Genomic DNA, 26137 nt, shown 5'->3' on the forward strand with positions numbered 1-26137 from the left:
CTCACACCCCCAGCGCACGGTTGAGTTGCCAGCCATACTCGAACGCCTCGTTCTCCGGATGGCGCTCGGCCAGCTCGATGTAGAACACCGACTGCTGCGCGGCGATCATGCCGTACAGAACACGATGGCCATCCGCCCCCCGCTGCTGCAGGAACGCCTGCAGCGCCGCGAGGGTCATCGGGCCGATACCGCCGTCCGCCGCGATGTCCGGGAACGCCTTGCCGCCCTGGTTCAGCACGTTGAGCGCCCGCTGCATGAACTTCACTCCGGTTGCCGGCCCGGCATTCACGCCGATATCGAACAGCTTCTCCGCCAGCGTCGTCGAGATCGCGTCGATCTGGTCGAACTTCGGTCGCGACCAATAGCGCGACGCGTAGATCGCGACGGCCGTCGCGCGCGGCATATCCTTCATCGCGCCGAGGTAACCGTTTGCCCGCGCCTCGGCGGCCGTCACGCCCCACATCGTCCCCTCCAGCTTCCCGAGATACCAGTTCCCGCGATCGTTCGGATCGTTCGAGAAACCGCCTTCGCGCCCGATCAGCGCGTCGATCTTCGCCGTGACATTCATGGCTTTCCCCCTCGGCCAATGGCCAGTTCCAGCGTTTCGATACGCTGCTGTTGCAGTCGATTGAGCACGTCCGCCTCGTTGACGTGCGTGAAGACCCAGACGATCGAGCCGACGACGAAGGCTTGCACCGCCCCGAGGCCGATGCCGAGCACCCAGACCGCGCCCGTCGCCCGGTTCCTCATCGCGTCGACCTTCCGGTCCACCTCGGCGATATCGCCGGCTTGGTCGAGGCGCGCACGCTCCTCGGCCTGCGACCGCGCCCACAGCAGCCCGACGTCCTCGCGCACCGATTCCGCGCGCACGCGCATCTCGGCAAATCCGCGATCGAGATCCGCGAACGGCTGCACCGATCGCTTGATGTCCTCGACGCTCGCCGCGACCGATCGCATCTGCTGCGTGAGCGTGGCGATCTGTACCGCCAGCCCCTCCTGCTTCTCGTCACCCATCCCACCCCCGTTGAAAAAAGAAAGGCCGCTCCGGTTGCCCGTGAGCGGCCTGCATCGTTCTCGTGTGGCGCGTTACGTCGGCGCCGGCACCACCAGATCGATTTTCTTGCCCGACTTCTTCTTGTGCCCGACCTTCGCCTTGCCCTTGTTCCCTCCATTCAATGTCACCACCGTGATCCAGCCCCGCGAGGCGAACGTGTGCTCGACCGCCTCGATCAGAAACTCCCCGTCCACGCCTTCCTTGAATCCTTTCAGCGCGATCGTCTTTTCGGCAGACAGATCGGCCCGGCCGCGCATCGTGAGGCGGCTCGTCGACGTGTGCCGGTTGAGCGTTTCAAGCCTCGACGTGGCCGCCGCCTTCGCCGCCTGCGGACTGGCAAATGCATGGCGCTCGGTATGGACCGCGGACGCCCCTTGCGGCGCATCCGGATTGGGAATCGTCAGGTCGATCTTCTTCCCCGTCTTGCGATCGTGGACCTTGGTGCGGACCGCTGCGAAGCTCGCGCGATCGGGAAAGTTGATGTCGTAGTCGAGCAGCAGCTCGGGCGTCAGGGTCACCACCGGCAACGGCTTGCCGCTCGCGCTCTTGCCGCCGCCTCGGGGCAGCACGATCAGCTTGCCGGCCTTGACCGTCGCCGTCGCGCCATACTGCCGGGCGAGCCGCGTCACGAAATGCAGGTCGCTTTCGCCGAACTGGTCGACGCGAGGCACCACCACGTCGACGTCGCACGCGGCTGACCACTTATTGCGTCGCGCGACATCGCCGACGATGTCGGCCAGCCGCACGTTCGACCAGCTCCCATACCGCTGCGTCTTCGACGTCGCCCGCATGTTCGCCGGCTTGCCGCGAAACACCACGCTGGCCGGCGGCCCACGCAGCCCCACCTCGTCGACGGCATACTCGCCCAGCATCGACAGCCCTTGCCCCTCCCATCCCAGCGACACCTTGACCGTCGCGCCCTTGGGCGGGAATCGGATCCGGCCGTCGCGATCGTCGAGCGTGATCGTGCATTCGTCCGCATCCAGGCCAGGTTTGTCGACGGTCCGGATCTCCATCACCCGGTCCTGAATCACCTTCGTGACGTCGTCGCCGTTCGCGATAATTTGAAAGATCGCTTCCATCGTGCCTCGCTATGTCCAGAGCGACACGGTTTCGTCACGCGGCGCCTCGATATCCGGCATGACGATCTCGACGCCCGAGGCAAACGGCTGCGGCCTCGCGGCAAGGCCAGGGTTCGCCTCGTAGACCGCCTCGACCGTCCCCTGCAGTGTCCCGTACACCCGATAGCACAAGGTATCGAGCACGTCGCCCTCAGACGTTCTTAAAATCTTCGCCATAGCGGCCAAACTCCACAGTGAAGGATTGCTTGCGGGGCAGGCCGTCGGCCAGCATGGCGTCCTGCTCTTCCTCGATCGTCTGCAGCAGCCAGCGGCCGAGCACGTCGCCACTGCCCGTCGTCAGGCGCACCGGCTTCATACGGCTGCCGATCGAGCGCAGCTTACTGATCTGCGTCGTGCCGGCGCCGAGCGCAGGGAAAACCACGCCCGACAAGGTGATCGTCTCGCCGCCCTCGCTGACCGGCTGCAGCGCCTCTTGCCGGTTCAAACGCTCCTGCGTGGCCACCCGGTATCGCGTCGCTCGCCGCAGCTTCTCGAACGCCGCCGTCGACAGGTTGAAATGGAATGCGCTGCCGTCGTCGGCCGCCATCGTCATCAGGTGCGGCGTGCTCGACGTCGCGCCATCGGCCAGCCCCGGCAGCAACGAACTCAGCCCCGTCGCCTTGACCGCATCGGCCACCGCCGAGTCCTTGATGCCGACCAAGCTCGAGAACTGATTCACCGCCCCGCCAAGCGCCGATTTGACGCTGTTGGCGGCCGAGCGCACGAGCGGGAAGCTCGAACTGTCCGCCATCTTCAGGATCGAGCCGACCGAGGCCTGCGTCGCGTTGAAGCTGCGCATCACGCTCCCGACTTGCGGGAACAGATCGCCCGCGACCGACATCGCGCTCTTGGCGCCGGTCAGCAGCTCGGCCGCGCTGCTGAGATTGCCGGTCGCGAGCTTCTGCAACGTCTCGACCGTCGTCGCGCTCGCTGCGCGGTTGCGGTCGGCTACGCGCACCATTTGCCGGACGCGCTCCGAGGCGACACTCGCCTGCGTCGCGGCCGACGTGATCTGTCTGATCAGCTCCATGCCTTACCCTCATAGATGCGGCGCATCGAACATCGCCGAAAAGTTAGTCGTCTTCCTCTGTTGCTCGGCCATCATCTGCGTCAACATCGGACTGACCCGCGCCAGGAATTTCTCGGCCGCGTCCGCCTCGTTGCTTTCCACGCGGACGTGAAAGACGGGGGCGAACGTGTTCGTCTGCTCGACGCGCGGGCCAGCTCGCGGCGGGGCACCCTCGCCGGCGCCTGCCGCCGCCGCTTTCGCCACCGCCTCCGCGCTGGCGGGCGACTCGCTCGACTTATGCTCGAACACCTTGCGCGCAATCGCGCTCAGTGCCTTGTCCCCCGCGAAGGTGCCGATCGCACCGCCGATCACGCCCCCTACGGCCGCGCCGATTGGCCCGCCGAAGGCGCCGACCAGGGCGCCGATCTTGGCGCCCGCGAAGCCCCCGGCAAGGCTTCCTGCGATGCCTGCGAACTGCGTTGCCTTCCGCTCCCGCGTATCGGTACTCGATGCCACGGCATACGCGTCTTTCGCCGCGAAGCCGACCTTCAGGATCGTTCCGGCCAGCGCGATCTTTCCGGCGTACGGCGCCACCTTGCCGAAGAGCGAGCGGCCGGCGCGCAGGGCTCGACCGATGCGGCCACCACGCGCGGCGCCGCGACCACCTGCACGTCCCTTACCGCCACCTGCCGGCACATCCGCCAAACCGCCGCCGAGCCCGCCTGTCCCTCCCGGCATGTTGACGACGAACACCCGTTGCACCCCGCCAGCAGCACCAGCAAGCGCGTCGAGCGCCTTGCCAGCCGCACCACCCTTTCCACCGCCGCCACGGCCGCCTGATCGGCCCCCGCCCCGGCCTAGCACCGTGCCGCGCGCGATGTCGAACACACCGCGCCCAATATTCCAAAGTGCCTTTGCGCCGCGATAAGCGACGGCAGCGCCCGCCACGCCGACCACCGCCGCCGTGACACCCGGCGCCTTGTCCGCCGCTTCGCGCACCGTGCCACCGAGCCCCTTGGCCGCCTGCCCCGCGAGATCCGTGATCGGCCGCAACGCATCGCCGATGCTGCGCATCGCGTCATCCCACTGCTGGCCGACCTCGCTCCAGATCTGTTTGGACGTCTCGCGGCGGGCTTCCAGATCCTTCTGGATCTCGCCGCTCGCCTTCTGCGCGTTGGTCTTCAGCTCGTTGTACAGATCCGCGTTCTGCATGTAGGCCGTCAGCGCCGCCTTGACCTGCATGTCGTTGAACAGATCGCCGGTCTTCATCGTCTCGGCGAACGCGGCCATCTGCGCTTGCCGCTTCGCCGGATCCATCTCCGCATTGAACTGTTTAGCGGCGCCGGCCAGTTGCTTCGCCTTCTCCGGATCCACGCGCTCGATGTACGCACGGGCCAGCACGAACGACGCCTCCAGCGTCGACCAGCCCTTGCCGATCGCCTCGCGCATCTTCGCCTGGTAGTCGACCCCGGCTTTCGCGTAGTTGCGCTCGGTCTCTCCCGAACCGATCTTCGAAAACCAGTTCTTGAGGTTGTTCGCCGCCTCGTCGGCGCCGCCGGCCGTCTTCATCTGCACCTGGAGCATGGCGCCCAACTGCGTGACGGAATCCTGCCCCGTGATACCGATCTTCTTCATTTCGGCGAGCAACACCGGGAACCACCGCGCCATGTCGACCGACTCGAACGACCCTTCTTTGCCGAGGTAAGCGATCGCCTCCAGCGCCTTGGCCATCTGGCGCGGATCGACAATCTCCGCGTTCTGCTGGAGCGCCTGGATCATCTTCGCCGTCTCGACCGTCGTCGCGCCCTGCCCGATCGCGAACTTCGCGACGAGCGGTCCGAAGTTGAGCGCCCGGTCGAGGTCCATGCCGCCCGCCACCATCTGGTTGATGGCGTCGGCCAGCTCGTTGCGGCCGATGCCGTTGTCCGCCGCATCCTTGCGGATGCGCACGCCCATCGCCGCCTCTTGCTGCGTGCGCGCGATGCCGGCCTTGATCGAGATGTCGCGAATGATCGCCTGATAGTTCGCGGCGATCGTCGCGGGCACGGCCACCGCCGCCGACAGCTTCACCGCGTCGCCGATCACCCCGCGACCGGCTTCCTTGCCGGCTTCCATGCGCTCGAAGCCGGCGGCCTTCAGATCGAGCCCGCGCGCGGTGCGCCCGAGTTGCGCATACGCGCGATCGAGCTTGCTCACCTCGACCCCGGCATCGCGCAACGACTTCAGGTTGCTGTCCAGCTTGCGGCGGATGCCGTCCGCCGCACTATCCCCGGCGGCATGCAGTCGCCGAAACTCCTCCTGCAGGCGAACCGTCTCGCCGATCTGCCGCTGCCAGAGGCGAGCATCGTTCGCCCGCTTCTTCATGCCGTCGATCTTCGACGTCGTATCCGTGATCGCCTTGCCGAACGTCGCCGACACGGCGCCGCCGATCACGATACCCAGGGCGATATCCTTTGCCATGTCCGCACCCCTCAGTCAGTCAACCACCAGATCATGTCGTCGATCGTCATGTCGTCGATCGACGCAGGCGACATGCCGAATTCAAGCGCGAGCCGCCTCGCCAGTGCCTTCAGCGTCTTGGCGTCCGTCTTGGCGTACGGATCGAAAGGAGTAGTAGGCGTCCTGCACGCGCGCGTAGTCGGCCATATCCATCTCCTCGATGTCGTCCGGCGACACCTCGGCGAGCGAGGCGAACAGGATCAGCTCCTGTTGCTCCTCGTCTTTCGGTGCAAGCTTCTGCGCGCCGCGCATGTCGCGCACCTTCGGGCGGCGCATCGTGAACTTGTCGCACTCGACGCCGTTCAGCTTGATCGGGTAAGCCAGCGTGACGGTAACCTTGTCCATATCGTGTCCTCAAAGAGAAACGGCGAGCCATCGGCCCGCCGTTGAGTGAAAAGTAACTTTGCTCGCGACCAAACGAGCTACATGCCGAGCGCCTTACGCACCTCGGCCAGTTGGTCGACGCCGTTGACCACGCGCTTGCACGCGAACACGTCGATCTCGTGAACCACGGCGCCATCGATCTCCATCCGGTAGTAGTCAACGGCGATGGTGTATTTCGTCTCGGCCTTCTCGCCCGGCTTCCACTCGCCCGGATCCACCTCGGTCAGCTTGCCGCGAAAGAACGCCCCGACATACTTGATCTTGCCGTAGTGGTCCTTGAAGGCCGCACGGAAATTGCCGCTGAACGCGTTGCCGTCGAGGATGCCGAAATACTTCAGCACGTCGTATTCCATGGATGCCATGGCGAACGAAGCTTCGAGTGCTTCCATGCCTTGGTCGATCTTGGACGGCGCATCCATCCCGCCCGCGCGGTAGTCGTCGGTCTTGAGCTTCAGCTTCGGCGGCGTCATGCTCGTCGCCCGGCCCGCGTAGCCGCGACCGTCGATCGCCACCGAGCAGTTGTACAGAGTTTCCGGAACCATCTTTCCCCCTTAGATCTGGTTATCGAGTACTTCGGTCATCCATTGATTGGTGACCTCGAAGCGGAAAATCGGGTTTTCGGCCGGCGGGACATCGGTAAAGCGGATGTTCCAGTACACCTTGCCGTCCTCCAGTTGGCTGGCCGTGTTCAGCTCGGGATCCGGGTAGACCTCGAAGTTGATCAAGGCGCCCTGGCGCTTCAGGTCGCGCATGAACGCCTGCAGCCCTTCCGTCACGTCGCTGACGTAAGTTGCCGTGATGCCGCGATCGACTGCCCACTTGTGGCCGGCCTGGACCGCGTCCATGACGATGTCGAGCGTGCGTACCCGCGTGACGAACTTCCACTTCGGATCTGCCGACAGCGTCCGGTTACCCCACAGGCGATAACCGCCGTCGCGGATGATGGTCGCGATATTGGCGTTGTTCAGCAGGTTCGCGCGGCAGGTCTCGTCACCGTCGAGGTATTCGATCGGCCGGGCCGTGCCCGTGATACCCGTGATTTCCTTGTTCGACGGCGACGCCCAGAAGCCGATGTTCGCGTCGGTCTGGCAGAACAGGCCCGCCGCGAACACCGAAGACGGTACGGCGACGTCGGCGTTGGCCGTCGTGTCCCACATCGTCGAGCCAGGATCGACCATGTAGAGGCGCTTGCTGCCGAAGTTCTGCGCGTAGGCAATCGCCGCCTCGTCGTCCTTGTTCGGACCATCGATCACGGCGATACCGCGCAGCTTCGCCGCCAGCTCGTCGGCCGCCGTCGCGACCGGCTGCTTGGCCGAGTGCCCCGGCGCAATCAGCAAACGCGGCTGCGCGTTGAATCGCGACTTCGCATCGAGCAGCGCTTGCATGCCCGTGCGCGCTCCGCTCGCCGTCACGCCCCCGATGACGGCCGAGGTGCGCTGCGCCTCGTCGCCATCGGCCGGCACGCCCACCGCGACGATGACCGCGCGGCTCTGCGCGTAGATCGCTCGCGCGGCTCGTGCGATGGTGCTCGTGTCGCCGAACGCCACCACCGCATCGCGATAGCTTGTCAGTTGGACGGGCACGTTCGGCTGCGCCAGACCCGCGCCGGGCGTGTACGTATCGACGAGCCCCACCACCGACGACGAAGGCACGGCGATCGTGCGCGGCCCCGAGTCGACGATCGTCGTCGTGATGCCGTGAAAAAACGAGGTTGCTCCCATACGGGTCTCCAGAAATGAGAAAGCCGCCCAAGCGGGCGGCTCTGTGAAAGATCGGAACGGGGTCCGGAAAGTTACTTTTTACGGGTGCTGTCCGTCGTCGGCGCCGGATCCGCGTCGACCTTGTCGTCCACCGAATCCGCCTCGTCAGCCTGCTCCGCCTCCGCTTTCGCCGCTTCTGCGGCAGCGGCAGCGGCTCGCTTGGCATCGACTTCACGGCGGATCGCGTCGTCGTCCGGCTCGACCGGCCACACGGCCGAGGCAGGGAAGTCCGGCGCATTGACCACGCGCGAGAGATCCATCTGGTACTTGGACCACGCGACGAACTGCGCTTCCTCGACATCCGACAGCACGCCGGCTGCGTGCGCATCGGCTCGGCCGTAGTTCCTCGTCTGTGCGTTCGCCAGCCGATGCTGGAATTCCGCCATCGCCCGCTCCTTCGCCTTGCGCGCCACGATGTCCGGATCGATCGCCCACGCGCCATCGGTCCAGCGGTACTCGTCGGACGGCCGCGGCGTCTCCGTGAGACCGGCATCGGCCGGCGTCACACCCGCTGCCAGGATCTCGGTGCGCTCGCCGGTATCGGTTCGGTACAGCACGCGCCCGCGATAGTCGGGCATCAACACCCAGGCGCCGTCCTTCCAGAACGGCCACGTGAGCGGCTTACGGTCAGGGATCGGCGTGACCGTCGAGAAAGCCGGTTCGAGCCAGCGGCTATCGTCTTTCGGATCCGAGTCGGCGAGCGTGCTGCTCAGGTATTGGCCCGTCTGTCTGTCGTAGTGGTTGCAGAGCATGTTTTCCCTCTTTTCAATATGCGCGAATCATCGCCAGCAAGGCGACGTTGCGCGGACGCGCTTCGGCGCCGCCATCGGCTTGAACGCTGATCGTGTGTGCGTGTTTTCCGGCGCCGTCCATGGCAATCGCGTGATCGTGCGTGCCATTCCCGGCAATCCCGATGTTGGCCATCGCCTCGTCGGACCACATCTGCGTGACGCGCCCGTTGTACGGGCCCATGCCGGCGCCCGGTGCAGTGCCCGCCACCTGCACGGCGCCGGTCCACGTGACGTGCGCATGCGGCGTTTGATTGACGCCGTGATCGTGCCAGCCGTTCGGTCCACTCCAAACCTTGTGCCAGTGATCGTCGACCGTGCTCGATGACGCGGCATGCGTGTGCGCCTGGTTCTGGCTGGCCTGGAACGAGCCGATCGCGCGGCCGGCGTCGACGTCGCCGCGCCCGTCCGACCAGCAGCGCAGGAACTCGCCGCGCAGATCGGGAACCCGGAAGTACGTCTGCCCGTCTGCCGTCGAGAAGCCGCCCCAGCGACCACCCGCGTACTCGGCTTCCGATACCAGCGCACCACTGGCCTGTGCATAGGCCCACAGCGCCGGATAATCCGCGCGCTTGTATTGCGAGCCGTCGCACTTCACATAGCCCGCGCGCGTGGACGTCCGCGCCTCCATGACGATCTGGCCGATCGACGCCGTGCCGATCGCTGCCGTCACCCATGCTGTCGTCGCGAAACGCAACGAATTGTCACCCGCAGCCGGCGACGGCCCGGCCGCTGGCGCTTGGAAATAGGTCGCTTCCTGCGCGAACGTGACCGTGACAACGCCATTGCAGGTGACGCCGAAGACACCGTCTCTCGCGTGATAGAGACCGGTATCGGGCACACCATCGTTCACGAACGCGATCGAGGGGAACGCCGCGCTGCCCTCATCGAGAAACAGCCGCTGACCGGCGGCGAATGTCACGCTGCCGCTCATCACGCCCCCCTTGCTCGCGTCGAGCGGCGTCACGTTCCCGCTGTGCCAGACGGGTTTCCCATCGATACGGAAGGATCGATCGTCGACCATGTACTGGAACGAGCCGATCGTCGGCGACCACCAGCCGACAGACAACGCATTCGAGTAGAAATAGCCATTGAGCGGGCCGATCCACGCCCGCCCCTCATTCGTCGCGATGCCGATCTTCGCGTCGCCCACAATCGTCGCGTTGCCGCCGATCGTCGTACCCTTGCCGGTCGCATCGATCGTGACGTAACCGGTCGAGAGGTTCCAGGCGAACGGCCGATAGTCATTGAATTGACCAGACGGATCGCCCTTTTTCGTCGACAGCAGGTAGACGTTCGTGCCGTCGTTGCGCAGGAAGGCGCCGTAGTCGCCATTGCGTGCGCGGAAATGCGCACCGCCGGCGTCCAGGGCATCCGACACGAATCCATCCGCACGAGCCGTGCCGGTGACTTGCAGCCGGCTCACACCGTCGCTGTTCCACGCCCCGACCAGCATCCGGCCTTCACTCGTGACCAACGCCCGGCCATCCGCTCCGGCAACCAACACCAGATTGCCGCCGGCAACATTCGGCCCCACGTAGGTGTCGGTGCCGCGCGTCTCGAAGTGGGCAATCCCTTGCGCACCGATCTGCACGAGCCCATCCTTCGGCGAAAACATCCCGCTGTCCGCATCGCCGTCAAAGCCGTAACCCGCCCCTTGCGGATTGTTCGGTGCGATGGCTCCAAGCTTCCCAAGCAGCACGCCCTTCAGCGTGCCGCCCGCGACAGGCAGCTTGTCGGTCCCGAGGCCCGCCACCGTTTGCCCCATCGCGTCGACCCGCTTGTCGGTCGCATCAGCCCGATCCTTCAGATATCGCGTGCGGCTCCCAAGTTGCTTTGCCTGCACGTTGTCGACACCATCGGGGCCGCCCTGCACGGGATCCGACGTCTCCAACTGGTAGATACCGTCTACCCAGGCACTGTCCTCTTTCAGATTGGCCATGTTCCGATAATCCCTCGTGTAAATTGCCCGTTGCGTGTCGCGACGCCGTTATGCCGGATCGCAACCTCGGAAAAGTCCAGCCATGCCAGCTTGCTGCGGGCCGGCGCATAACGCTCGATCGCCCGCTTGATCTTCTCGCCCTGGTCGCGCGTCACGGCGCGGTTCAAGGTGACGATGTATTCGGCCCAGGCGCCGTCGCCGCCATGCAGATAGCGCCCATCGCGGCGGGCCGAGCCGTCGCGGCGGGACAGGCCCCGTCCTTCCTGAATGTCCACCTCACCAAACCCGAGCCGCCGAACGATCTCCCGGATCGCCCACGGCGTGCCCTTGCGCCGGTAGATCGCCAGCGACGACTTGATCAGCTCGCGGCGGGCCTCGTCCGACTCGGCCAGTTCCCACCCGTCCACCTGAAGCGACCAGGCCAGCCAGGGCAAGAACGCCGCCGGGCAGCGATCCGCGTCCCACAGCGTGCGGATGATGTCGGGCTCGACGCTCGGGCGCATCACCTGAGCGAGCGCCGCCTCAAGCGACGTTTGATTCGCAGGCAAGAGCGGTTCAGTCGTCATCTTTCACCCTCGCGTTCAGCGTGATCGACGCGCACCGCGCGAACTGGTCGAACTCGCATTCGACGTCAGCGGCCGGTGCCGTCAGATCGACCCGCACCACGCCCGACGACTTCGGATGCAGTGCCCCCGTGATGGCCGAGCGCGGCATGCCGTTGCGCAGTCGGGCGCCATCGTTGACCGCGATATCGAGATCGAGACGCCGTGCGGCGATCACGACCTCGGGGTCAGGGCCGCGACCGACGTAGATGTCCGCCACGATCGAGTAGTCAACGGGCCGGGCAGGCAGCACTTGCACCGTATCGTTGAGCGGGCGCCGATCCTCAGGCGTCAGGGCGCGTTGAACCACATCGAGCAGCGCGGCACTGGGCACCCCGCCGTTCGATTGCGACTTCACGACCACGCGAACCACGCCCGGCATGCCGCGATCGACCCGCACGTCCGCGACGTCGGCCGACGCATTGAGCGCAATCGAGCGATACGAGCCCGCCGGGCCGGCTGTCGTCGCCTGCTCGATCGCCATCTGTGTGCGAAGGCGCAGGCGATCGTCTTTCTCGTAGGTCACGGGAATCGGCGGGCGCGCATCCGGATCGCCGGGATCGACGATCTCTTTCTTGATGTTCCAGAGCGCGGCGAGGTGTTCGAGATCGGCCCCGGTCGCGCAGGCGAGTAGCACTGCCCGTCCGCAATCGTTGAGACGCGCCTGATACCGAATTTCTTCGTACGTCGCCAGCTCCAGCAGCTTGACCACCGGATCCGATTCGAGCGCCGCAGTCCAGTCCGGGTAGATGCTCTTGAAGTGGGCCAGCTTCAGTTGGTACGTCGCCTCGAAGTCCAGCGTTTCGACGAGATCCGGCGGATCCATCGCCGAGAGATCGATCATGGTCATATCGTCACCTCGAACACGACATCGCCGTCGTCATAGCGACCAGCAATGAGGAAAGTTACTTTGCCGTCGACGACCGACTGCACCGCGACCCGATCCAGCTTGATTCGCGGCTCCCATCGTCCGATCGCGCCGGCTGCCTCGGCCTGGACGGCCGAGATCCACCCGCGCGTCACGGGCAAGTCGACCATGGCCGGGAGATCCGAGCCGTATTCCGGCCGCTGCCGGCGCGTGCCCTTGCGCGTGCTCAGGATGTCGCCGATGCTCTGCACCAGATGCTCGACGCCACGGATCAGCCGCCCTGAGCGACGGCACATCCCGACCAGCGCCATCGTTACTGCTCCTTCGCCGGGATCCGCGTGAAACTCGGATTCGACTCCAGATAGGCGACGTGCTCGGGCGCCGTCACCTCGGCTTTTCCAGCGAGCACCGGAATAAACGAACCATCGGGAAACACCACGACACGGCTGCGATACTCGGAGTCGATGAACACGATCGGTACCGAGGCTTCCACCTGTTTCGACATATGCCTCCCAAGAAATAAAAAACCCCGCACGGCAGCGGGGCTAGTTTTCACAAAACAACGAGTAACATTACGAACTAACACAAAGCAACTTTGCCTACGACATGGAAAATATTCAAAAATTTGACGAACTCGTTGCTCGCATCTTTGCTCGTCTTTATCAAGCATTTCCCGTGAAAATCAACCTCACTCTCGCAGACTTCGGATTCGATAACAGCACGGTTACACCGACTTCAGGCTTCATTACCATCGCCTACAAGGATGCCGAAAATGCAAAATTCTTTTTCGACACCGTTGACTGGCTCAATGCAGCTGGATACATAAACATGATGGCAGACCCCCACACACCAGGCCGCTACGCCGTTTTGTCATCCAAGGGGCTTGAAGTGCTTAAGGCAACGCCCGCATCACTGACACCGGACAAATCGCTCGGGGAGTACCTTGCGGTCAACATTAAGAATGGAACATCGGATGCGATTAGAAAGGGCGTATCTCTCGCTCTTTCAATGGGCACCGCCCTTGCATTTCATGCCGCAACGAATTGAGATCGGCACGGGCGACGAACATAGGACCTATATCGGCTCGCTCACCAGCTCGCCGTCGCCTTGCTCGCGATGCTGGTGCCCATGAACCGATGTCCCGGCGGCCAGCACGTCCGCCGTGAATTCCGCCCCACCATCAACCTTCACCGCGACGCCCTGCCCCTCTCCCGGCCGGCCTTGCATGCCGCCGTTGAACGTCAGCAGCCGCTCCGTCGTCGTGTTGCCCGTGAACGTGGAATCCGGCACCTCGGCGAGCAGCTTGTCGCTTCGGAGCGTTGCGCCGTCTGCCCTCAGCTCGAACTCGGTCGAGCCGATGCGAAAGAGGATCCGGCCGCCGGCTGGCACCGACAGCGTGTAGTCGTGCGTCGCGTGGTTGTATTGCTCGAACGCCCCATCGGGGTAATCCATGGCCGTCTCATCCGGGCTCGTTCGGCCGGCACCGCCGTGCTGATCCGTGTAGTAGCCGGGCGCGACGAACGCGCCCGCCAGATCGCCGGATGGTGCCCACAAGGCGACCTCCTCGTCGACGGACGGCGGACGCCAATGCCGGACCTTGCCGGCAGCACCGGCCTGCCATTTCAGCCAGTCGCTGACCCAATCGCCGATGCGCACCTTCACGCGCGGCGGATCGTAGGTCACCGCCTCCACGATCGCCGACTGCGTCAGGCACGCCATGCGGCGATCCATTTCGCCAAGCTCGTAGTCGCTCACGGGTGCCCCTCCTCTGCGATTGCCACGTCGACGTAGTCACCGCGATGCTCGCCCCCGGTCTCCGGGTAGACGCCCCAGCGGATCTCCCGGCCCTGCGGCGGCAGCTCGGCCATCTCGCCCAGGTCGAATTCATGCACCCACTCGACCAGCCACACCAGATAGGTATCGAGATCCGGCCGGAACGGGTCTTCCGCCGCCGAGCCGATCTGCTTGCCCGGCGTGATCGGCAATCCCCAGGTCTCGCCATGAACGGCGCGCAGCACACGGGCGGACAGCTCACGCACCAGGATGTCCGCGCCAGGGACCAACGGATCGACGACGATGCGGGCCTGCATCCGTCCGATCAACGGCACGCGGCCTGTGCCGTCGTCGTGCCCTGGCTCCAGTTCGGCCAGCTCGATCGCCACCAGCGGCGTCTCGATCGACTTCCCGATCTCCGGATAGGCCAGCACCCGGTCGAGCCCGGCGAGCCGGCCACGCAGCCCGGATTCGATCGCGTCGTGGAGTTGCTTGAGGTTATCGAGCACGGCCTGCCGCCTTCTGGATTTCGTAGTTGACCTCCTGCCGCAGCACCGCCAGCAGCCTTTCCTCGCACGCTCGGGCGGCACGCCGAAAGGCCGGATCGCCTTCATGCGCCCAATCGAACGTCACGACCTCGATCGGCGTGCGCCCCTTGCCGGTTCGGCGGAACACGGGGCCATCCGGCGCCTTCTCCGTCATGCGCCACGCGCCCTCGAACAGCGTCTTGCCGGCGCGAATGCCCTTGCGCGTGCGACGCACGGCCCCGAGCCGGTGCGCCCCGATCGGATTGAGACCGAGCCACACCTTCCCGCTATCGGCAGACCGCATGTAGAAGTACGTCCGCTGTCGGATCACCTTCTGCTGTATCCCCGTTGCGCGGCCGACATCCTTCGCCGTCTGGCTCTTGATCCAGGCCGCCGTCTTTCGGAGCGTTCGCCGCCATGCCGACTGCATCGCGGCAGGCGGCAACGCGGCGAGCGCTTCCAGCGCCCCCTTCACGTCGATTTCGACTTTCAGCAGGTCCATGCCTTTACCCCAAGATCAAGACCGTCCACCCCGTGCCGTCTGGCTGCAGTTCGTGCACGCGGTAACGGTTCCCGCCAGCGACGACGATGCTGCCGACCTTGACGACCGCGGCATCGGCGTCCGTGACATGCAGGACAGGCGCCACCAGTTGCGTGCGCCGTGAGCCGAGATCCGGCCCCAGCCACGGCGCCGCGAACATGCCCTGCACCGGCTTCCCGTCGATCGTGACGTCGTCGTCCGCCAGATCGCGCTTCACGGCGGCATCGACGTCCGCCATCAGATCGCGGAACCGCATATCAAGCCTTCAGCTTGATCAACGCTTTCGGGCGCGTGCAGAGGTGAATCGGGTTCGACTGCGCCTCGATGTCGATTCCCTTGCCGAACGGGGCCAGCTCCTGCTTCGCGTAGTACGGCAGGCCCGTCGTGTTGACCGCCTCGACGTAGTCGGCCGGCGCGAAGCGCGAGATGAACAGGTCGGGCACGCCCTCCGGCACGGCGTGCGCCTCGTCGTCGGCCACGTACCCGATATCGCCGACACGCCCGCGATAGCGCTCGAACGTGCAGCCGCCGAAGTCGAGCGCGTCGCGCGCGTCGCCGCGCAGGGCCGCCGCCATGCTCGTCGCCAGGTAGGTTTCCTTCACCGTCTTCGCGACGATCAGCTTGTTCCAGAAGGTGCGGCCGCACAGCACGCGCACGCCCGTGTAGGTCAACGCGCCGAGCGCATCCTCGATCGCGTCCTGCACCTCGCTGCACTTCAGGCGGATCTCCGTCTCGGGCTTGTCCAGCTCGAAGCCGATCACCGTCTGCTTGATGCCGAAATACTTCAGCAGATCGATCAGCACCGTCTTGCCGTCCGCGTCGAGCACCGCGCCCTTGATCGCGCCGATGCGGTGGAACTCGTGTGTGGCGTCCAGTTGGCGCCGAAGCTTCGCGAGGCGCCGATTCACGACCGTCTGCAGCGCCTCCAGCTCGCTTTCGGAGCCGAATGCGCGCAGGTTCTGCACCTCGTCCGCCGCGATGTAGCCTCGCTGCGGCAGGTGGACCGTGTTGAACGGGATCATGCTGCGCTTGCTGCCACCGACCACCGGGGCGGGCGATCCGCGCTGGCCGGCCGGCACGAGCGCCAGCGTGTCGCCGTCGCGCTCGATCTGGACCGTCGTCGTCGTGATGCCGTCCTCCTCGAACAGCCCGAGCGTGCCGACCCGGCCCGGCACCGCCGGCTGATCGTTGATTGCTGCCGTGAGCGACGAGAGCGAGAAAGCGTCGTCTTGAAACAGGGCGATATCCGCCATACAACCTCCAACCTGGAAATGGAAAAGAAAAAGAAAAAGGCCACGCGATGCGTGGCCTTCGTAGGTCTGTCTTGCTGCGCGATCAGCGAACGATCACGTGGCGATCCGCGAGATCAGTGCGCCCCGCCGCGTCCAGGCCCGTCAGCAGGCCGCCCACGACCTCGGCGAGCCGGACAATGCCGGTCGCCGGCCGCGACTCCTCGGACGCCGCCAGCGGCGCGTAGAGCACCGCGCCCGCGACTTCCGAGCCGTCCTCGGCCTTGTTGTCGTACGGGGCGTATTCGCCCGTATTCGTCACGCCGAGCACCTGGCCGGCGGGCAGCGCCGGCCCGGCCTTGACGACGATCTGCTCGCGGGAGATCTGGCCGTTGCCTTCCGACACCAGAAATTCGGCCGGGAGAATGCCCTGTTCCTTCACAATCGACATGGTTTGCCCCTCCTCATGGGACGTCAAAGTTACTTTCCGCCGCTGCGGCGGGCTGCGTAGATGGAAGCTGCACGCGGCGCGTTCGCGGCGACCACCGGCTCGCTCGGGCTGCTCGGCGTCTGCCTGGGATTGATATGCGCCTGCGAAGCCGTCACGCGCTCATAGAGCCGGGCACGCACCTGATCCGGGCTCAGACCGTCCGACACGAACCCGGCCGTCAGCTCGGTCAGGTTCGCCGCCAGACAGATGCCTGCGATGTCCTGCGCGGTACGAATCGCCGCGTCCACCGTTGCGCGATCCCGCAGGCCCGTCGCGAGCACGATGCCCTCGGCGCAGTGTTCGATCCGCGCGTCGCGGCACGATGCGTACACATGTGAGGCCAGCGCCGCCACATTCGGCGGCTGCGGCGGATCCTGCGGGGCCGGCGGATCGACAGGATCCACGGGCGGATCAGCAGGCGAATTCGGCGGCGCCTCGGGCTCGCCATCGACCAGGGCGCGGACCTGCTCGGGCATCGCCGCGAACCGCGCGACGAGCGGCTGGGCGCCTGCGTACGCCGCGATCCGAATCGGTTCCTCGATCGTGTCGCAGAATCCCAGCTCGACGGCTTGCGCCGCCGTCAGCCAGGTCTCGGCGTCCATCAGCTCGCGCACCGTGTCCTCGGTCTGCCCGCTGCGCTCGGCGTACGCCGCCAGCATGTTCGCGCTCGTGCTGCCGAGCAGATCCGCCAGCCGGCGCAGTTCCCCCTCGTCGCCCGCCGCGAGCGTATGTGGGTTATGGATCATCAGCATCGCGTTGGATGGCATCACGATCTGGCTGCACCCCATCAGCAGCAGCGATGCGGCCGAGGCCGCGATGCCGTCGACGCGCCCCGTCGTCTTGCCGGGGTAGCGCCGCAGCAGGTTGTAGATCGTGAAGGCGTCGAACACGTCGCCGCCCATCGAGTTGACCGCGACAACGATCGATGCCGCCGACGGGCCGACCTCGTCAAGCCGCGCAGCGAACTGCTCGGCGTCCGTGCCCCAGAAACCGATGTCGCCATAGATCCGGATCTCGACGTCGTTGCCGCCGGCCGCGTTCGCCTGCGCGCGGATGTCCCACCACTTCTTCTTGCCTTTCATTCGTCATCCCCATTCGAATTGCTGCCCGTGTCCTCGACCGGCACCAGCGTGTCGTAGCGCAGCCCGAGGCGCTGCTCGCGCGCAAGGTCCGCCGCGTTCTCGTTGTCCACCTGCTCGGGATCGTCGCCGCGCGCGAGGACAGCGCCCGACCGGCTCGCCAAGCCGGAGCGGATCTCCATGCGCTTGGCCGTGACGTCCTGCACCGGATGGATGTATGGCCATCCTTGCGGCACCCATCGCACCCGGAAGTAGTCCCGGCGCCTGCGGTAGTAGTCCGGCATCGACATGGCCCCCGACAGCGCGCACGCGTCGACCCACCAGCGCCAGACCGGGCGGCAGAACTGGTGGATGAAGACGTTCCACTGGATTTGCTCGACCGCCCGCCGGAATTCGTTCAGGATCACGCGCAACACCCGATCGCTGACGTCGCGCAGATCGCCCGTCAGCACCTCGTAGGGCATGCCGACCGAGGCCGCTGCCGCCATCAATTGCTGCCGCATGAAGGGCGCGTAGTCGGTGCCCGCGCCCGGCGGCGATGCAAAGCGCACGTCCTCGCCCGGTGCCAGTTCCTGCATGCCCCCCGGTTCGAGCGAAACCACCGGCGAGAAACCGTCCGCGTCGTAATCGACAGCGGCGCCAGTAATCGGATCGCCGATCAAGCCCGGCTCCGAATGCGGCTTGACGATGAAGCCGGCAAACAGGTTGCTGACCTCTTGCCGGAACAGCACCGCATCGTCGAAGTTGTCGAGCGAGCGCAACCGCAGCAGCACCGTCGACAGCTCAGGCACACCGCGCACCTGTCCCGGCCGTAGCGCCTGGTACACATGCGCGATCTGGTCGGCGGGCACGCGTACCGTCTGCATGCTCGGGGACGACGCCCGACCGTATTCGCCGGGATGCCGCCGATACAGGTGATAGGCGACGCGCCGGCCATCGTGATCGAATTCGATGCCGTTGATGATCTCCCCGCCGGCCACGATCTCGTTCTTGTCCATCGGCAGCATGTCACCTTCCAGTACCTGGATCTGCATCGGGACAGCCAACCCGTCTCGCAGGTTTCGCATTCGCCGGAGCACCAGCACCTCGCCGTCGCTGAAGAACGAGCGCGCGGCGAGGCTCTGCACGCCCGCCAGATCGTATCGGCCATCGGCATCGATCTCCTCCCCGCTGTCCTCCCAAAGTTGCTTTTGCTCCTTTCGGATCGCATCGATCGGGTGTTGCGGATGCGCTTGGATGCCGGCGCCGATCGTGTTCGACACCAGCCGGCCGATGGCTGTCTTCGCCCAGGGATCGTTACGGATCGCATCCCGCGCACGCGCTCGCATCAACGGCAGATTCTGCACCGCCGCCGCGTTCGGCCCGGCGCCCGACACCCGCCACGCCTTCGCGCGGGCGCCAACCGTACTGGCCGATTCGTACGCCGCCGCCTTCACGCGAGTCGGAACGACAAACCCGCGCTGCGCGAGCGAGGGGTAAGCACGGCTCATCGCACCCCCTTGCCCGCATGTCGCAGGCGAAACATGCGGGGCCGGCCTGCCGCCCCGTCGAGCGCGCGAACGATCTCGGTTTGCGCGTCGCGCAGCTCGCTGATCGTGCGGTAACGCACGCGCCTGTCGGCGTACTGCACCTCCAGCTCGCCCTTGGCGATTGCCGACTGGACGCGCTCCAGATCCTGCCTCGTGTATGGCATGCTCTACCTCCTAGCGCCGCCCGAGATAGCTCGACCGGCCCATGCGACGCCCCTGAATGCGCGAAACCCCGCTCGGTGGCGGGGTTTCGGCGGGGTTGATTTGCTGCGGCACCGGCTGCGTAGGCGCCGGCTCCATAGTTTCGGACGGCACCAACTCGGCCGGCGGATCCGGCACTTCCTCGATCGGCAATGCGAACGGCAGCGCTTCGAGAATCGGCACTGCCTCGAACAACGACGACTGCGAGATACGGAACTGCTCATCGCTCCAGTGCCGTTCAATCATCATGTGCGTTTTCACGCTGCGAGCCGCGTGCAGGGCGTAGACCTCGCAGTCCAGCGCCTCGTTTCGGGCGCCGGCCTTCTTCTGCCAGACCCGCTTCGAACCGATTCGCCCAGGCACCTTCACCTCGGCCGTGACCTGCGACAGGTAGTCAGAACGCACCCCGACGTACCAATGCATGCGCCCCGGCCCTTCGCCGTCCAGCTTGAAACGATTCTCGAGAATCAGATCTTTCGCCTTGCTCACGCCCACCATGAACGGGCGCAAGCCATACTTCGCCGCCTTGCTGTTGTTCCGCGTCGAGTCGACCGACTGCTTCGGGACGCTGAAAACCTCCGCGTTCGCATCGGTGCTGCCCTTGATCGCCATGACGTTCAGGCCGGCCCGCCGCGCGGCTCGCACGTACTTGTAGACAGCGTCCGACGTCGAGCCGTCCGACGAATCGATCGACATCGCCCGGATCCGGAGCACACCGCCCGTTTCGTGGCGATACCCGCTCATCAGCATCTCGGTCAGCGCGCCCCATACACCACCTTCGAGCGGATTCTCGTCTTGATGCAGCACGTTGCCGCGAATCTCGTCCCATACGACCAGCCAGCTTTCCTCGCCCCGCCCCCATGCGCGCAGGACGAGCGCGATCCGATCGTGCTGTACATCGACGCCTAGCGTCAGCAGCAGGCCGCCGGCCGGCACCGTGAATGCCGCATAGGGCATCGCGCGCTCGGCCAGTTCATCCAACTCGGGCAAGTCGCTCTTGTACTTGTAGGGCCGGCCCTGCGAGTTGTTCACGAACGACCGCATTTTCGTGTCGTCTCCCGCGAGCAGCGCCTTTTCGGCCGTGAGCCACTTCTTGACCAGTTCCGGCATACGCGAGCCGGGGAACGGCGACACAAGCTCGTTGAGCCGAAAGCCTGCGACGCCGAAGAATGGTGCTGTCGCAACCCAGCGCCCCTTGCGCACCGCGCGGATCCGCGCAGCGTCATCCCATAACGATCCGCAGTGCGGACAGACGTAGCGGGCCGAGTCGGGCCGCGCCCGCCCGAACACTTCATGCAGTTTTTCAGCGTCATCAGTCCAGGTAACGTTCTCCCATGCCAGTTCGTGTTCTTCGCCGCAATCAGGGCATGGCACGAGGAACACGCGCTGGTCCGACGCGTGATACGCAGCCTGGATCCGCGAGAAGCCATCGACTGTTGGCGTGCCGCCGAAGATCACCTTGCGCCGGCTGTCCGAATAGCTCTTGGTCCGCTCCTCTAGCAGCGTGATCGAGTCACCCTGCTCGCGCACGTTGGTGTTCGCGTCGTCGGGCTCCTCCACCGCCACCACGGGGGCCGGCGTCGACTTAACCGCAGTCGGTGAATTGGAGGTAACGAACTTCAAGAACCCACGAGGAAACGTCTTGTGATACCACAAGTTGTTTTTGTCTCGCCGAGCCTGAATCGGCAACTTCGATAACAGACGCGGCGTCACTTCCACCATGGGTTTGAATTTCTCGTTGCTGAAATCTTTCGCAGCGCCTTCCTTCGGAAACATCACAATCATGGGGCACGGATCAACGTCAATCCGCTTGCCAATGTAGTTGAGCAACACGCCATCGGTCCATGCGACCTGCGCTGACTTCATGCACACGACCTTCTGCACCTTTGGATCGTCTAGCGCAGCGTGCATGCCGATAACCCACGGCGTGACGTTGGGGTTATAGCGTCCCGGCTTCGCCGCCGCCTTCGCACTCATCCGGCGGTAATTTGCCGCCCACTCCGTCGTACCAATCTTCTCCGGCGGTCGGAGTAGCGCGGCCAGTCGGCGGATGACGTCCTTCACCGTCTGAGCCGTATCGAGATAGTTGCTCAAGAAATCCATAAATGTGCTCATTCAGCCATTCGACATCGACGTCTACGCCGTACAACGTGCGCAGTTCTTGAACCAAACTGTCCGGGAAGGCCAGCAGTTCGATCTGAAACGCAGTCACCATTTCGCCGTAGGCGCGTTCAAGTTGTTGTGCGTTGACAAGCTCGCGCTTCTTCTCCGCAAGCGCCAGCAACTTCAGTTCGCGCTCGACGATTTCTGTCTTCGCTCTCTCGGCAACGAGATCGAGGCCACCACCACTTCCTCTGCCAGCAGCCATTTCGCGTAGATGCCGGATGTACGCGAGACGCACGTCATCAATCGTCGCGTCCCGGTAATCAAGACCGATCTTGTCGACGAAGCGCGAAACCGCTGACTGGTCGAGGTCGAGGTGTTCCGCAATCTGTAATTGAGTGGGCATGAATATGACCCCCCTTGGAGTTTCACCAGTAGAGAAAAAGCGCGGGTGCGAGCCCCCGCATGTCCGTCCTGCTGGGGGGTCCCCGCCCACTTTCTGAGCAGGGGTGCCCTGCCTAAAACGTAGGCATGCCCCCTGCTGCCGCCCGCTCGGTCACACCGGCCCCGCCAGCCCGCTCCATCGCCCACGCGATACGATCCACCACATCGCCCAGATCGAAGGTGCGCGCGGTCACGTAGTCCAGGCGACCGTACTCATCCGATGCCGACCAGAACTCGTCCAGGCCGGCCCCTGTTGATTCGATTCGCATTTCGGCGCCCCAATGCAAAAAGCCCCGAGGGCTTTCGCACTCAGGGCTTCAGAATTCATTTCGTAGGGACGAACGCCCCCACACGACCTAACGGGCTCCTCGTATCTTTGTTTTGTCCCGAGAGGTTTGCACGACTAACGCGCGGTGCCAGCGAATATCCAGTGACGCGGTAAAGGATTCTCGAAGTTTACGCGATCTACTCTTGGAATGATAGATGTTTCATTCTCGCAACTGTCGGCGCATCGTGTCAGATACCGAGCCGTCGACCGCATCAAGCAATCCCAGCATGTCGTGGAACCTCCACGACCAGTTTCGTCTGTACTCCTTCAGTGTCACGCCAAGCGCTTGTGCACGAGCCGCATCATCGATCGGTCGTTTGCCGGTCCCACCGCAATCGGAACAAATGTGCCGCCCCTTGACGCTCGCTGCCGGTGCCATCATTACTCGCCCCATGCCGCCGCATACGCTACAACCTTCGTGCTCCCTGAACACCAGCGGCCCGTTACGTCCATGAAAGAACGGAATGCGCTCCTCCGCAACACATATCTTTCCGCGTCCCGCGCAAACGAGACACCGTACTGTCGCGGCCGGTTGATCCGGCACTCTCCGAAACACCCCACGACCGTCGCATGTCATGCATTGATCGTTGACCCACTCGTCGATCAGTCGTAGAGCGAATCGCTCAATCACGTCCACCTGCACACGCTCGACGACGCCACCTGCACGTTGCTCGCGGCGCTCATCGCGCTTCAATCCAGAAAACTTACCTCGCTTGAAGCGCCCCGACGTTCGCATCATCTGCGCCAACAGCAGCGTCGCACGTCGAATCGTTTCGGGCTTCGCCTGCTGCGCGGCCTTGATCCGAACCAGCATTCGACCGAGATCGTTCGCAAATGCGAGTGCGCCCAAAGTAACTTTAGGATCGGCAATAGGCTCGGTGAATTGACCACGCACACTCATTGCGATACCTGCCCGCTCCTTCAAATCAATCATTCCACTCTCCTACTCGTCCTAATGTCTCAATGTCCCAAAGGAAAAGGCTTGCAGGGGTGCGCGCTTGCGACATGCGACATGCGCCGCTCACGTCGCGCATGTCGCGCCCCTGCACCCGCGCCCGAGACCGCGCCTTGGGACGTTGGGACATGGGACGTCCACAGCGCGCCAAGACGGGGCAAGTGGCGCGCTTACCGTGCAGGCAAAGCGCGCCACGCGACTACAGCGGACTGTCGTCATCACCCGCTGCGACCAGCTCGCGCTCCGCTTGCGGCTCTTGCTCTTCCTTCACGTAGTACCAACCGCGCGATCCGGTCGACTCGCGCTTGCGCACCCATCCGAGCGACTTCAATGCCTTGCCGATGCGGCGCTGCTCCGCGAGCGTCCACTTCGACGTATCGAGCTTCAGAATGTCCGCGAGGATCTCTTCCATCGTCGTGCGCGACACGAACTCCAGCGCCTTGGCGATCTTGTCCTCGTACACGTCGCCCTCGTAGCGCTCGGCTTGCTCGATCTCGAACAGCGGGCGCTCATGCTCTTCCACGTGCCAAACGACGCCCGAGCGATACAGATGCACGGCTTCCGCCCAGAGCTGTTCACGAACGGCCACAATGCCGTCGATGTCGACCAGACCGCCGACGCGCAGCGGCCAGTAACGCCGGTTGCCCGACTCGTCCTTCAGGTACGTGTCAAAGTTGACCGAGCCGGCGAACACGCATTGACGCGGAACGTCGGTCGCCCGCTTGCCGTAGAAGTTGCGGAACCGATCGACGGCCGTCGCGAAGAAGCTCTTCACCGCCGACGAGTCGGCCTTGTTCAACGAGTCCAGCTCGGCCAGCTCGATCACCCACTTCCCGGCCAGCACCGCGTACGTGTCTTTGTTGCCGATCTGGATCGGCGTATCGGTAAACCACGGAGCGCCTGCCAGCACCTTCAGTGCCGTTGACTTGCGATGCCCCTGCTTGCCTTCGAGGATCAAGACGTTGTCGACCTTGCAGCCCGGCTCCATCACGCGCGCGACGGCCGCGATCATCCACTTCATGAACGCGAGCCGCACATACTCGCTGTCGGCCACGCGCAGATACGTCGACGGCATTGATCGCACGCGCGGCACGCCGTCCCATTTCAGCCGTTCGAGGTATTCGCGGACGTCATGGAAGTGGGTCGTGTCCGCTACCAACAGGACCGCGTTCATCACGATATCGGTGCGCGTGTCGAGGCCATACCGTTGAGATAGCCAGAGAACCGTGCGCTGGTCGTCCATGTCGGTCCACTCGCCCGTGACGCCTTGCGGAAACGGGGGCGCTTTGCGCTTCATCACGCGACCACCGAAGTCGTCCTGCTCGATCACGCCCTGCCACGCCTTGTGGTTCGACAGGATCAAATGGACGTTCCCGAGCGTCGGCAGCAGCCGGCCCTTGTCCGATCGCGTCAGATCCTGCTCCCACGTGTGTGCGCCGTTCTCTGCCTCGCGGCCATCCCATTTCGGCTGTTTCGCGGCAGCGGACGTCGCGGCGAGTTTCGCCCGTGTGGCGTCCGCGGTCGACACTGCAGCCATCGCCGGCCGGATCTCTTCGTTCGCTGGCGCGATGACGCGCAAGATTGCCGACTGCACCTGCGCCTGGACAGGGTTGATACCCTCTTCGACGTGCAGGTCATTGAAGTCGGTCAGCTTGCGCTCGCCGCGATTGGCGAATACCGGATACACGACGCTGACGTCGGCGACCGTCGCTGCCGCCTCGTACGCACGCTTCAGGCCCGTGTTCTCGAAGCGCTTGCGGCGCAACGGCATCACGTCGTTCCCGTAGCTCGCCTCGACATACGGCACGCCATTGTCGTCACGACGGCGCGACACGGCGACCATGTACCACGTGCTCTTCGCCTCGATCCGCACGGGATCGGCACCGAACACCAGTTCACCCCGGAAAGCAAACTCGTCGGCGAGCCAGTCGCGCATGCGCTGCTCGATCTTCCAGTCGTCGTCGGCGCAGACCAGCACATGCACGTCCGGATACGTCGCACGCAGGTAACGCACAGCCGGGAGAATGCCGCCTGCGTCGAAGCAGACATTGACCGCGAACGCCTCGCCGATCGCCATGCGGATCGAGCGCGCGGTCGCGTAGCCTTCGGCGACCAGCATGATCTGGTCGTCTGCGCCGACCTCGCCGAGCAGATACGACGCGCCCTTCTTTTCCATGCCTTTGTTGAAGCGTTTCGCGCCGTCCGGGGTGATCTTCTGCAGGCCGACGAGCCGAGCATCGTTGCCGTACTGATACATCGGCACGAACATCGTGCCGTCCGCGTCGAAACGCACGCCTTCGGCCGTGATGCGTTTGCGGTCAAGATAGGCGGACTTGCCATCCTCTGCCGCACGGTTCCACTGATCATGCGCGCGGTTCGCGGCGAGCTTCGCCTGACGCGCATCACGCTCTGCCTGCTCACGGTCGGCGGCTTCCTGCCGGCGTCGGGTCTCAGCGAGCACGTCCTCACTCATCGGCGCACCGCTCCACTCGAATCGCTCGGTGCCCGGATCGTCGCCCGAGAAATGACCGAACGTACCGCCGTAGCCGATTACCGCCCCCTTGCTGATGATCTCTCGAAGCTGATACCAGTATTTCTTGCGCGGCCCATACCGGTGATGCTTACCGTCCGCGACGGGATGGCCGGCAGGCAGGTCGGGATGACCCGCCGCACGCAATTGCTGAATAATCTGGTCCAGTGTCGCCATACGATAATTCCCTCGTTCAAAGTTACTTTGGCCGCATGTCGCGGCCAGATCACAATTCGTTGAGCAATGCCCCGTTAGCCCGCGCGTCGGGCCGCATCGAGCTCGTCGAGGCGACGGTCGCGTGCGACCTTGTGAGAGAAGCTGCGCCACGCTGCCCGGCCGGCGGCATAGCACTGCCGTCCACTCGGCGAGCGGCTGTACTGC

The 26137-nt window shown here is 64.8% G+C and carries 30 protein-coding genes; 1 reads left to right on the forward strand and 29 read right to left on the reverse strand.

The genetic code is table 11. The annotated features are described in order from the left end of the window. Nucleotide 1 precedes the first annotated feature (1 nt). From BM43_RS17720 to BM43_RS17790, 15 genes are all read right to left on the reverse strand, one after another. Entirely contained in the window at nt 2-568 is a 567-nt protein-coding gene (locus BM43_RS17720) for a glycoside hydrolase family 108 protein (protein WP_036050130.1), read from the reverse strand. Beyond that, nucleotides 565-1014 (reverse strand): hypothetical protein, encoded by a 450-nt coding sequence (locus BM43_RS17725; RefSeq protein ID WP_017918170.1) that lies wholly within the window; start codon nt 1012-1014, stop codon nt 565-567. The genes BM43_RS17720 and BM43_RS17725 overlap by 4 nt, the downstream gene beginning before the upstream one ends. A gap of 72 nt (nt 1015-1086) precedes the next feature. After that, entirely contained in the window at nt 1087-2136 is a 1050-nt protein-coding gene (locus BM43_RS17730) for a phage late control D family protein (protein WP_036050129.1), read from the reverse strand. 9 nt (nt 2137-2145) lie between these two features. Further along, on the reverse strand, nt 2146-2352 hold the full coding sequence (locus tag BM43_RS17735) for a tail protein X (RefSeq protein WP_013698666.1): 207 nt from the start codon (nt 2350-2352) through the stop codon (nt 2146-2148). Next, nucleotides 2327-3205, reverse strand: a complete 879-nt coding sequence (locus BM43_RS17740; RefSeq protein WP_036050127.1) for a phage tail protein — start codon at nt 3203-3205, stop codon at nt 2327-2329. Before BM43_RS17740 ends, BM43_RS17735 begins: the two co-directional genes overlap by 26 nt. A gap of 9 nt (nt 3206-3214) precedes the next feature. After that, nucleotides 3215-5644, reverse strand: a complete 2430-nt coding sequence (locus tag BM43_RS17745) for a phage tail tape measure protein (protein WP_036050125.1) — start codon at nt 5642-5644, stop codon at nt 3215-3217. Between the two features lie 81 nt (nt 5645-5725). After that, on the reverse strand, nt 5726-6028 hold the full coding sequence (locus tag BM43_RS17750; protein WP_036050123.1) for a phage tail assembly protein: 303 nt from the start codon (nt 6026-6028) through the stop codon (nt 5726-5728). A gap of 77 nt (nt 6029-6105) precedes the next feature. Further along, a complete protein-coding gene (locus BM43_RS17755) occupies nt 6106-6609 on the reverse strand; it encodes a phage major tail tube protein (RefSeq protein WP_013697850.1) in 504 nt (167 codons plus the stop codon). A gap of 9 nt (nt 6610-6618) precedes the next feature. After that, nucleotides 6619-7788: a phage tail sheath subtilisin-like domain-containing protein gene (locus tag BM43_RS17760; RefSeq protein WP_036050120.1), complete on the reverse strand. Its 1170-nt coding sequence runs from the start codon at nt 7786-7788 to the stop codon at nt 6619-6621. A 71-nt stretch (nt 7789-7859) separates the two neighbouring features. Then, nucleotides 7860-8579 (reverse strand): tail fiber assembly protein, encoded by a 720-nt coding sequence (locus tag BM43_RS17765; protein ID WP_036050119.1) that lies wholly within the window; start codon nt 8577-8579, stop codon nt 7860-7862. A gap of 13 nt (nt 8580-8592) precedes the next feature. Further along, the gene (locus BM43_RS17770) at nt 8593-10557 is read right to left on the reverse strand and encodes a phage tail protein (protein WP_036050116.1); all 1965 of its coding nucleotides are present in this window, start codon (nt 10555-10557) and stop codon (nt 8593-8595) included. Then, nucleotides 10545-11123 (reverse strand): phage tail protein I, encoded by a 579-nt coding sequence (locus tag BM43_RS17775; protein ID WP_036050113.1) that lies wholly within the window; start codon nt 11121-11123, stop codon nt 10545-10547. The genes BM43_RS17770 and BM43_RS17775 overlap by 13 nt, the downstream gene beginning before the upstream one ends. Further along, nucleotides 11113-12009 carry a baseplate assembly protein gene (locus tag BM43_RS17780; protein ID WP_036050112.1) on the reverse strand — a complete coding sequence of 299 codons (897 nt, stop codon included), beginning with the start codon at nt 12007-12009 and terminating at the stop codon, nt 11113-11115. The genes BM43_RS17775 and BM43_RS17780 overlap by 11 nt, the downstream gene beginning before the upstream one ends. Then, on the reverse strand, nt 12006-12338 hold the full coding sequence (locus BM43_RS17785) for a GPW/gp25 family protein (protein WP_036050111.1): 333 nt from the start codon (nt 12336-12338) through the stop codon (nt 12006-12008). The genes BM43_RS17780 and BM43_RS17785 overlap by 4 nt, the downstream gene beginning before the upstream one ends. Nucleotides 12339-12340: 2 nt before the next feature. After that, nucleotides 12341-12532 (reverse strand): hypothetical protein, encoded by a 192-nt coding sequence (locus BM43_RS17790; protein WP_036050109.1) that lies wholly within the window; start codon nt 12530-12532, stop codon nt 12341-12343. 101 nt (nt 12533-12633) lie between these two features. Here BM43_RS17790 and BM43_RS40570 point away from each other — a divergent pair, with 101 nt between their 5' ends. Further along, nucleotides 12634-13074, forward strand: coding sequence for a hypothetical protein (locus BM43_RS40570; protein ID WP_144417677.1), 441 nt, complete (start codon nt 12634-12636; stop codon nt 13072-13074). A gap of 27 nt (nt 13075-13101) precedes the next feature. Here the strand turns inward: BM43_RS40570 and BM43_RS17795 are convergent, their stop codons facing one another. From BM43_RS17795 to BM43_RS17855, 14 genes are all read right to left on the reverse strand, one after another. Next, complete coding sequence (locus tag BM43_RS17795; RefSeq protein ID WP_036050108.1) at nt 13102-13782, reverse strand: phage baseplate assembly protein V; 681 nt, start codon at nt 13780-13782, stop codon at nt 13102-13104. Continuing rightward, on the reverse strand, nt 13779-14309 hold the full coding sequence (locus BM43_RS17800) for a hypothetical protein (RefSeq protein ID WP_036050107.1): 531 nt from the start codon (nt 14307-14309) through the stop codon (nt 13779-13781). Before BM43_RS17800 ends, BM43_RS17795 begins: the two co-directional genes overlap by 4 nt. Then, the gene (locus BM43_RS17805) at nt 14299-14829 is read right to left on the reverse strand and encodes a phage tail protein (protein ID WP_036050106.1); all 531 of its coding nucleotides are present in this window, start codon (nt 14827-14829) and stop codon (nt 14299-14301) included. Before BM43_RS17805 ends, BM43_RS17800 begins: the two co-directional genes overlap by 11 nt. Nucleotides 14830-14833: 4 nt before the next feature. Continuing rightward, on the reverse strand, nt 14834-15124 hold the full coding sequence (locus BM43_RS17810; RefSeq protein WP_025099034.1) for a head-tail joining protein: 291 nt from the start codon (nt 15122-15124) through the stop codon (nt 14834-14836). A gap of 1 nt (nt 15125) precedes the next feature. Beyond that, nucleotides 15126-16121: a major capsid protein gene (locus tag BM43_RS17815; RefSeq protein WP_036050105.1), complete on the reverse strand. Its 996-nt coding sequence runs from the start codon at nt 16119-16121 to the stop codon at nt 15126-15128. Nucleotides 16122-16203: 82 nt separating this feature from the next. Next, nucleotides 16204-16548, reverse strand: coding sequence for a head decoration protein (locus tag BM43_RS17820; RefSeq protein ID WP_013698682.1), 345 nt, complete (start codon nt 16546-16548; stop codon nt 16204-16206). A gap of 29 nt (nt 16549-16577) precedes the next feature. Beyond that, complete coding sequence (locus BM43_RS17825) at nt 16578-17669, reverse strand: head maturation protease, ClpP-related (RefSeq protein ID WP_036050104.1); 1092 nt, start codon at nt 17667-17669, stop codon at nt 16578-16580. After that, a complete protein-coding gene (locus BM43_RS17830; RefSeq protein ID WP_036050102.1) occupies nt 17666-19156 on the reverse strand; it encodes a phage portal protein in 1491 nt (496 codons plus the stop codon). Before BM43_RS17830 ends, BM43_RS17825 begins: the two co-directional genes overlap by 4 nt. After that, nucleotides 19153-19359, reverse strand: a complete 207-nt coding sequence (locus BM43_RS17835) for a phage head-tail joining protein (RefSeq protein ID WP_036050101.1) — start codon at nt 19357-19359, stop codon at nt 19153-19155. Before BM43_RS17835 ends, BM43_RS17830 begins: the two co-directional genes overlap by 4 nt. 10 nt (nt 19360-19369) lie before the next feature. Beyond that, nucleotides 19370-21448 (reverse strand): phage terminase large subunit family protein, encoded by a 2079-nt coding sequence (locus BM43_RS17840; protein ID WP_330219071.1) that lies wholly within the window; start codon nt 21446-21448, stop codon nt 19370-19372. Then, nucleotides 21336-21905 (reverse strand): MarR family transcriptional regulator, encoded by a 570-nt coding sequence (locus BM43_RS39075; protein WP_080742227.1) that lies wholly within the window; start codon nt 21903-21905, stop codon nt 21336-21338. Before BM43_RS39075 ends, BM43_RS17840 begins: the two co-directional genes overlap by 113 nt. Before the next feature lie 112 nt (nt 21906-22017). After that, nucleotides 22018-22212, reverse strand: coding sequence for a hypothetical protein (locus BM43_RS17850; protein ID WP_036050092.1), 195 nt, complete (start codon nt 22210-22212; stop codon nt 22018-22020). A gap of 219 nt (nt 22213-22431) precedes the next feature. Next, the gene (locus BM43_RS39080; protein ID WP_080742228.1) at nt 22432-23205 is read right to left on the reverse strand and encodes a zinc finger-like domain-containing protein; all 774 of its coding nucleotides are present in this window, start codon (nt 23203-23205) and stop codon (nt 22432-22434) included. A gap of 220 nt (nt 23206-23425) precedes the next feature. Next, nucleotides 23426-25933, reverse strand: a complete 2508-nt coding sequence (locus tag BM43_RS17855; protein ID WP_036050090.1) for a virulence-associated E family protein — start codon at nt 25931-25933, stop codon at nt 23426-23428. Nucleotides 25934-26137 lie beyond the last annotated feature (204 nt).

The organism is Burkholderia gladioli, assembly GCF_000959725.1.
GTDB lineage: Bacteria > Pseudomonadota > Gammaproteobacteria > Burkholderiales > Burkholderiaceae > Burkholderia > Burkholderia gladioli.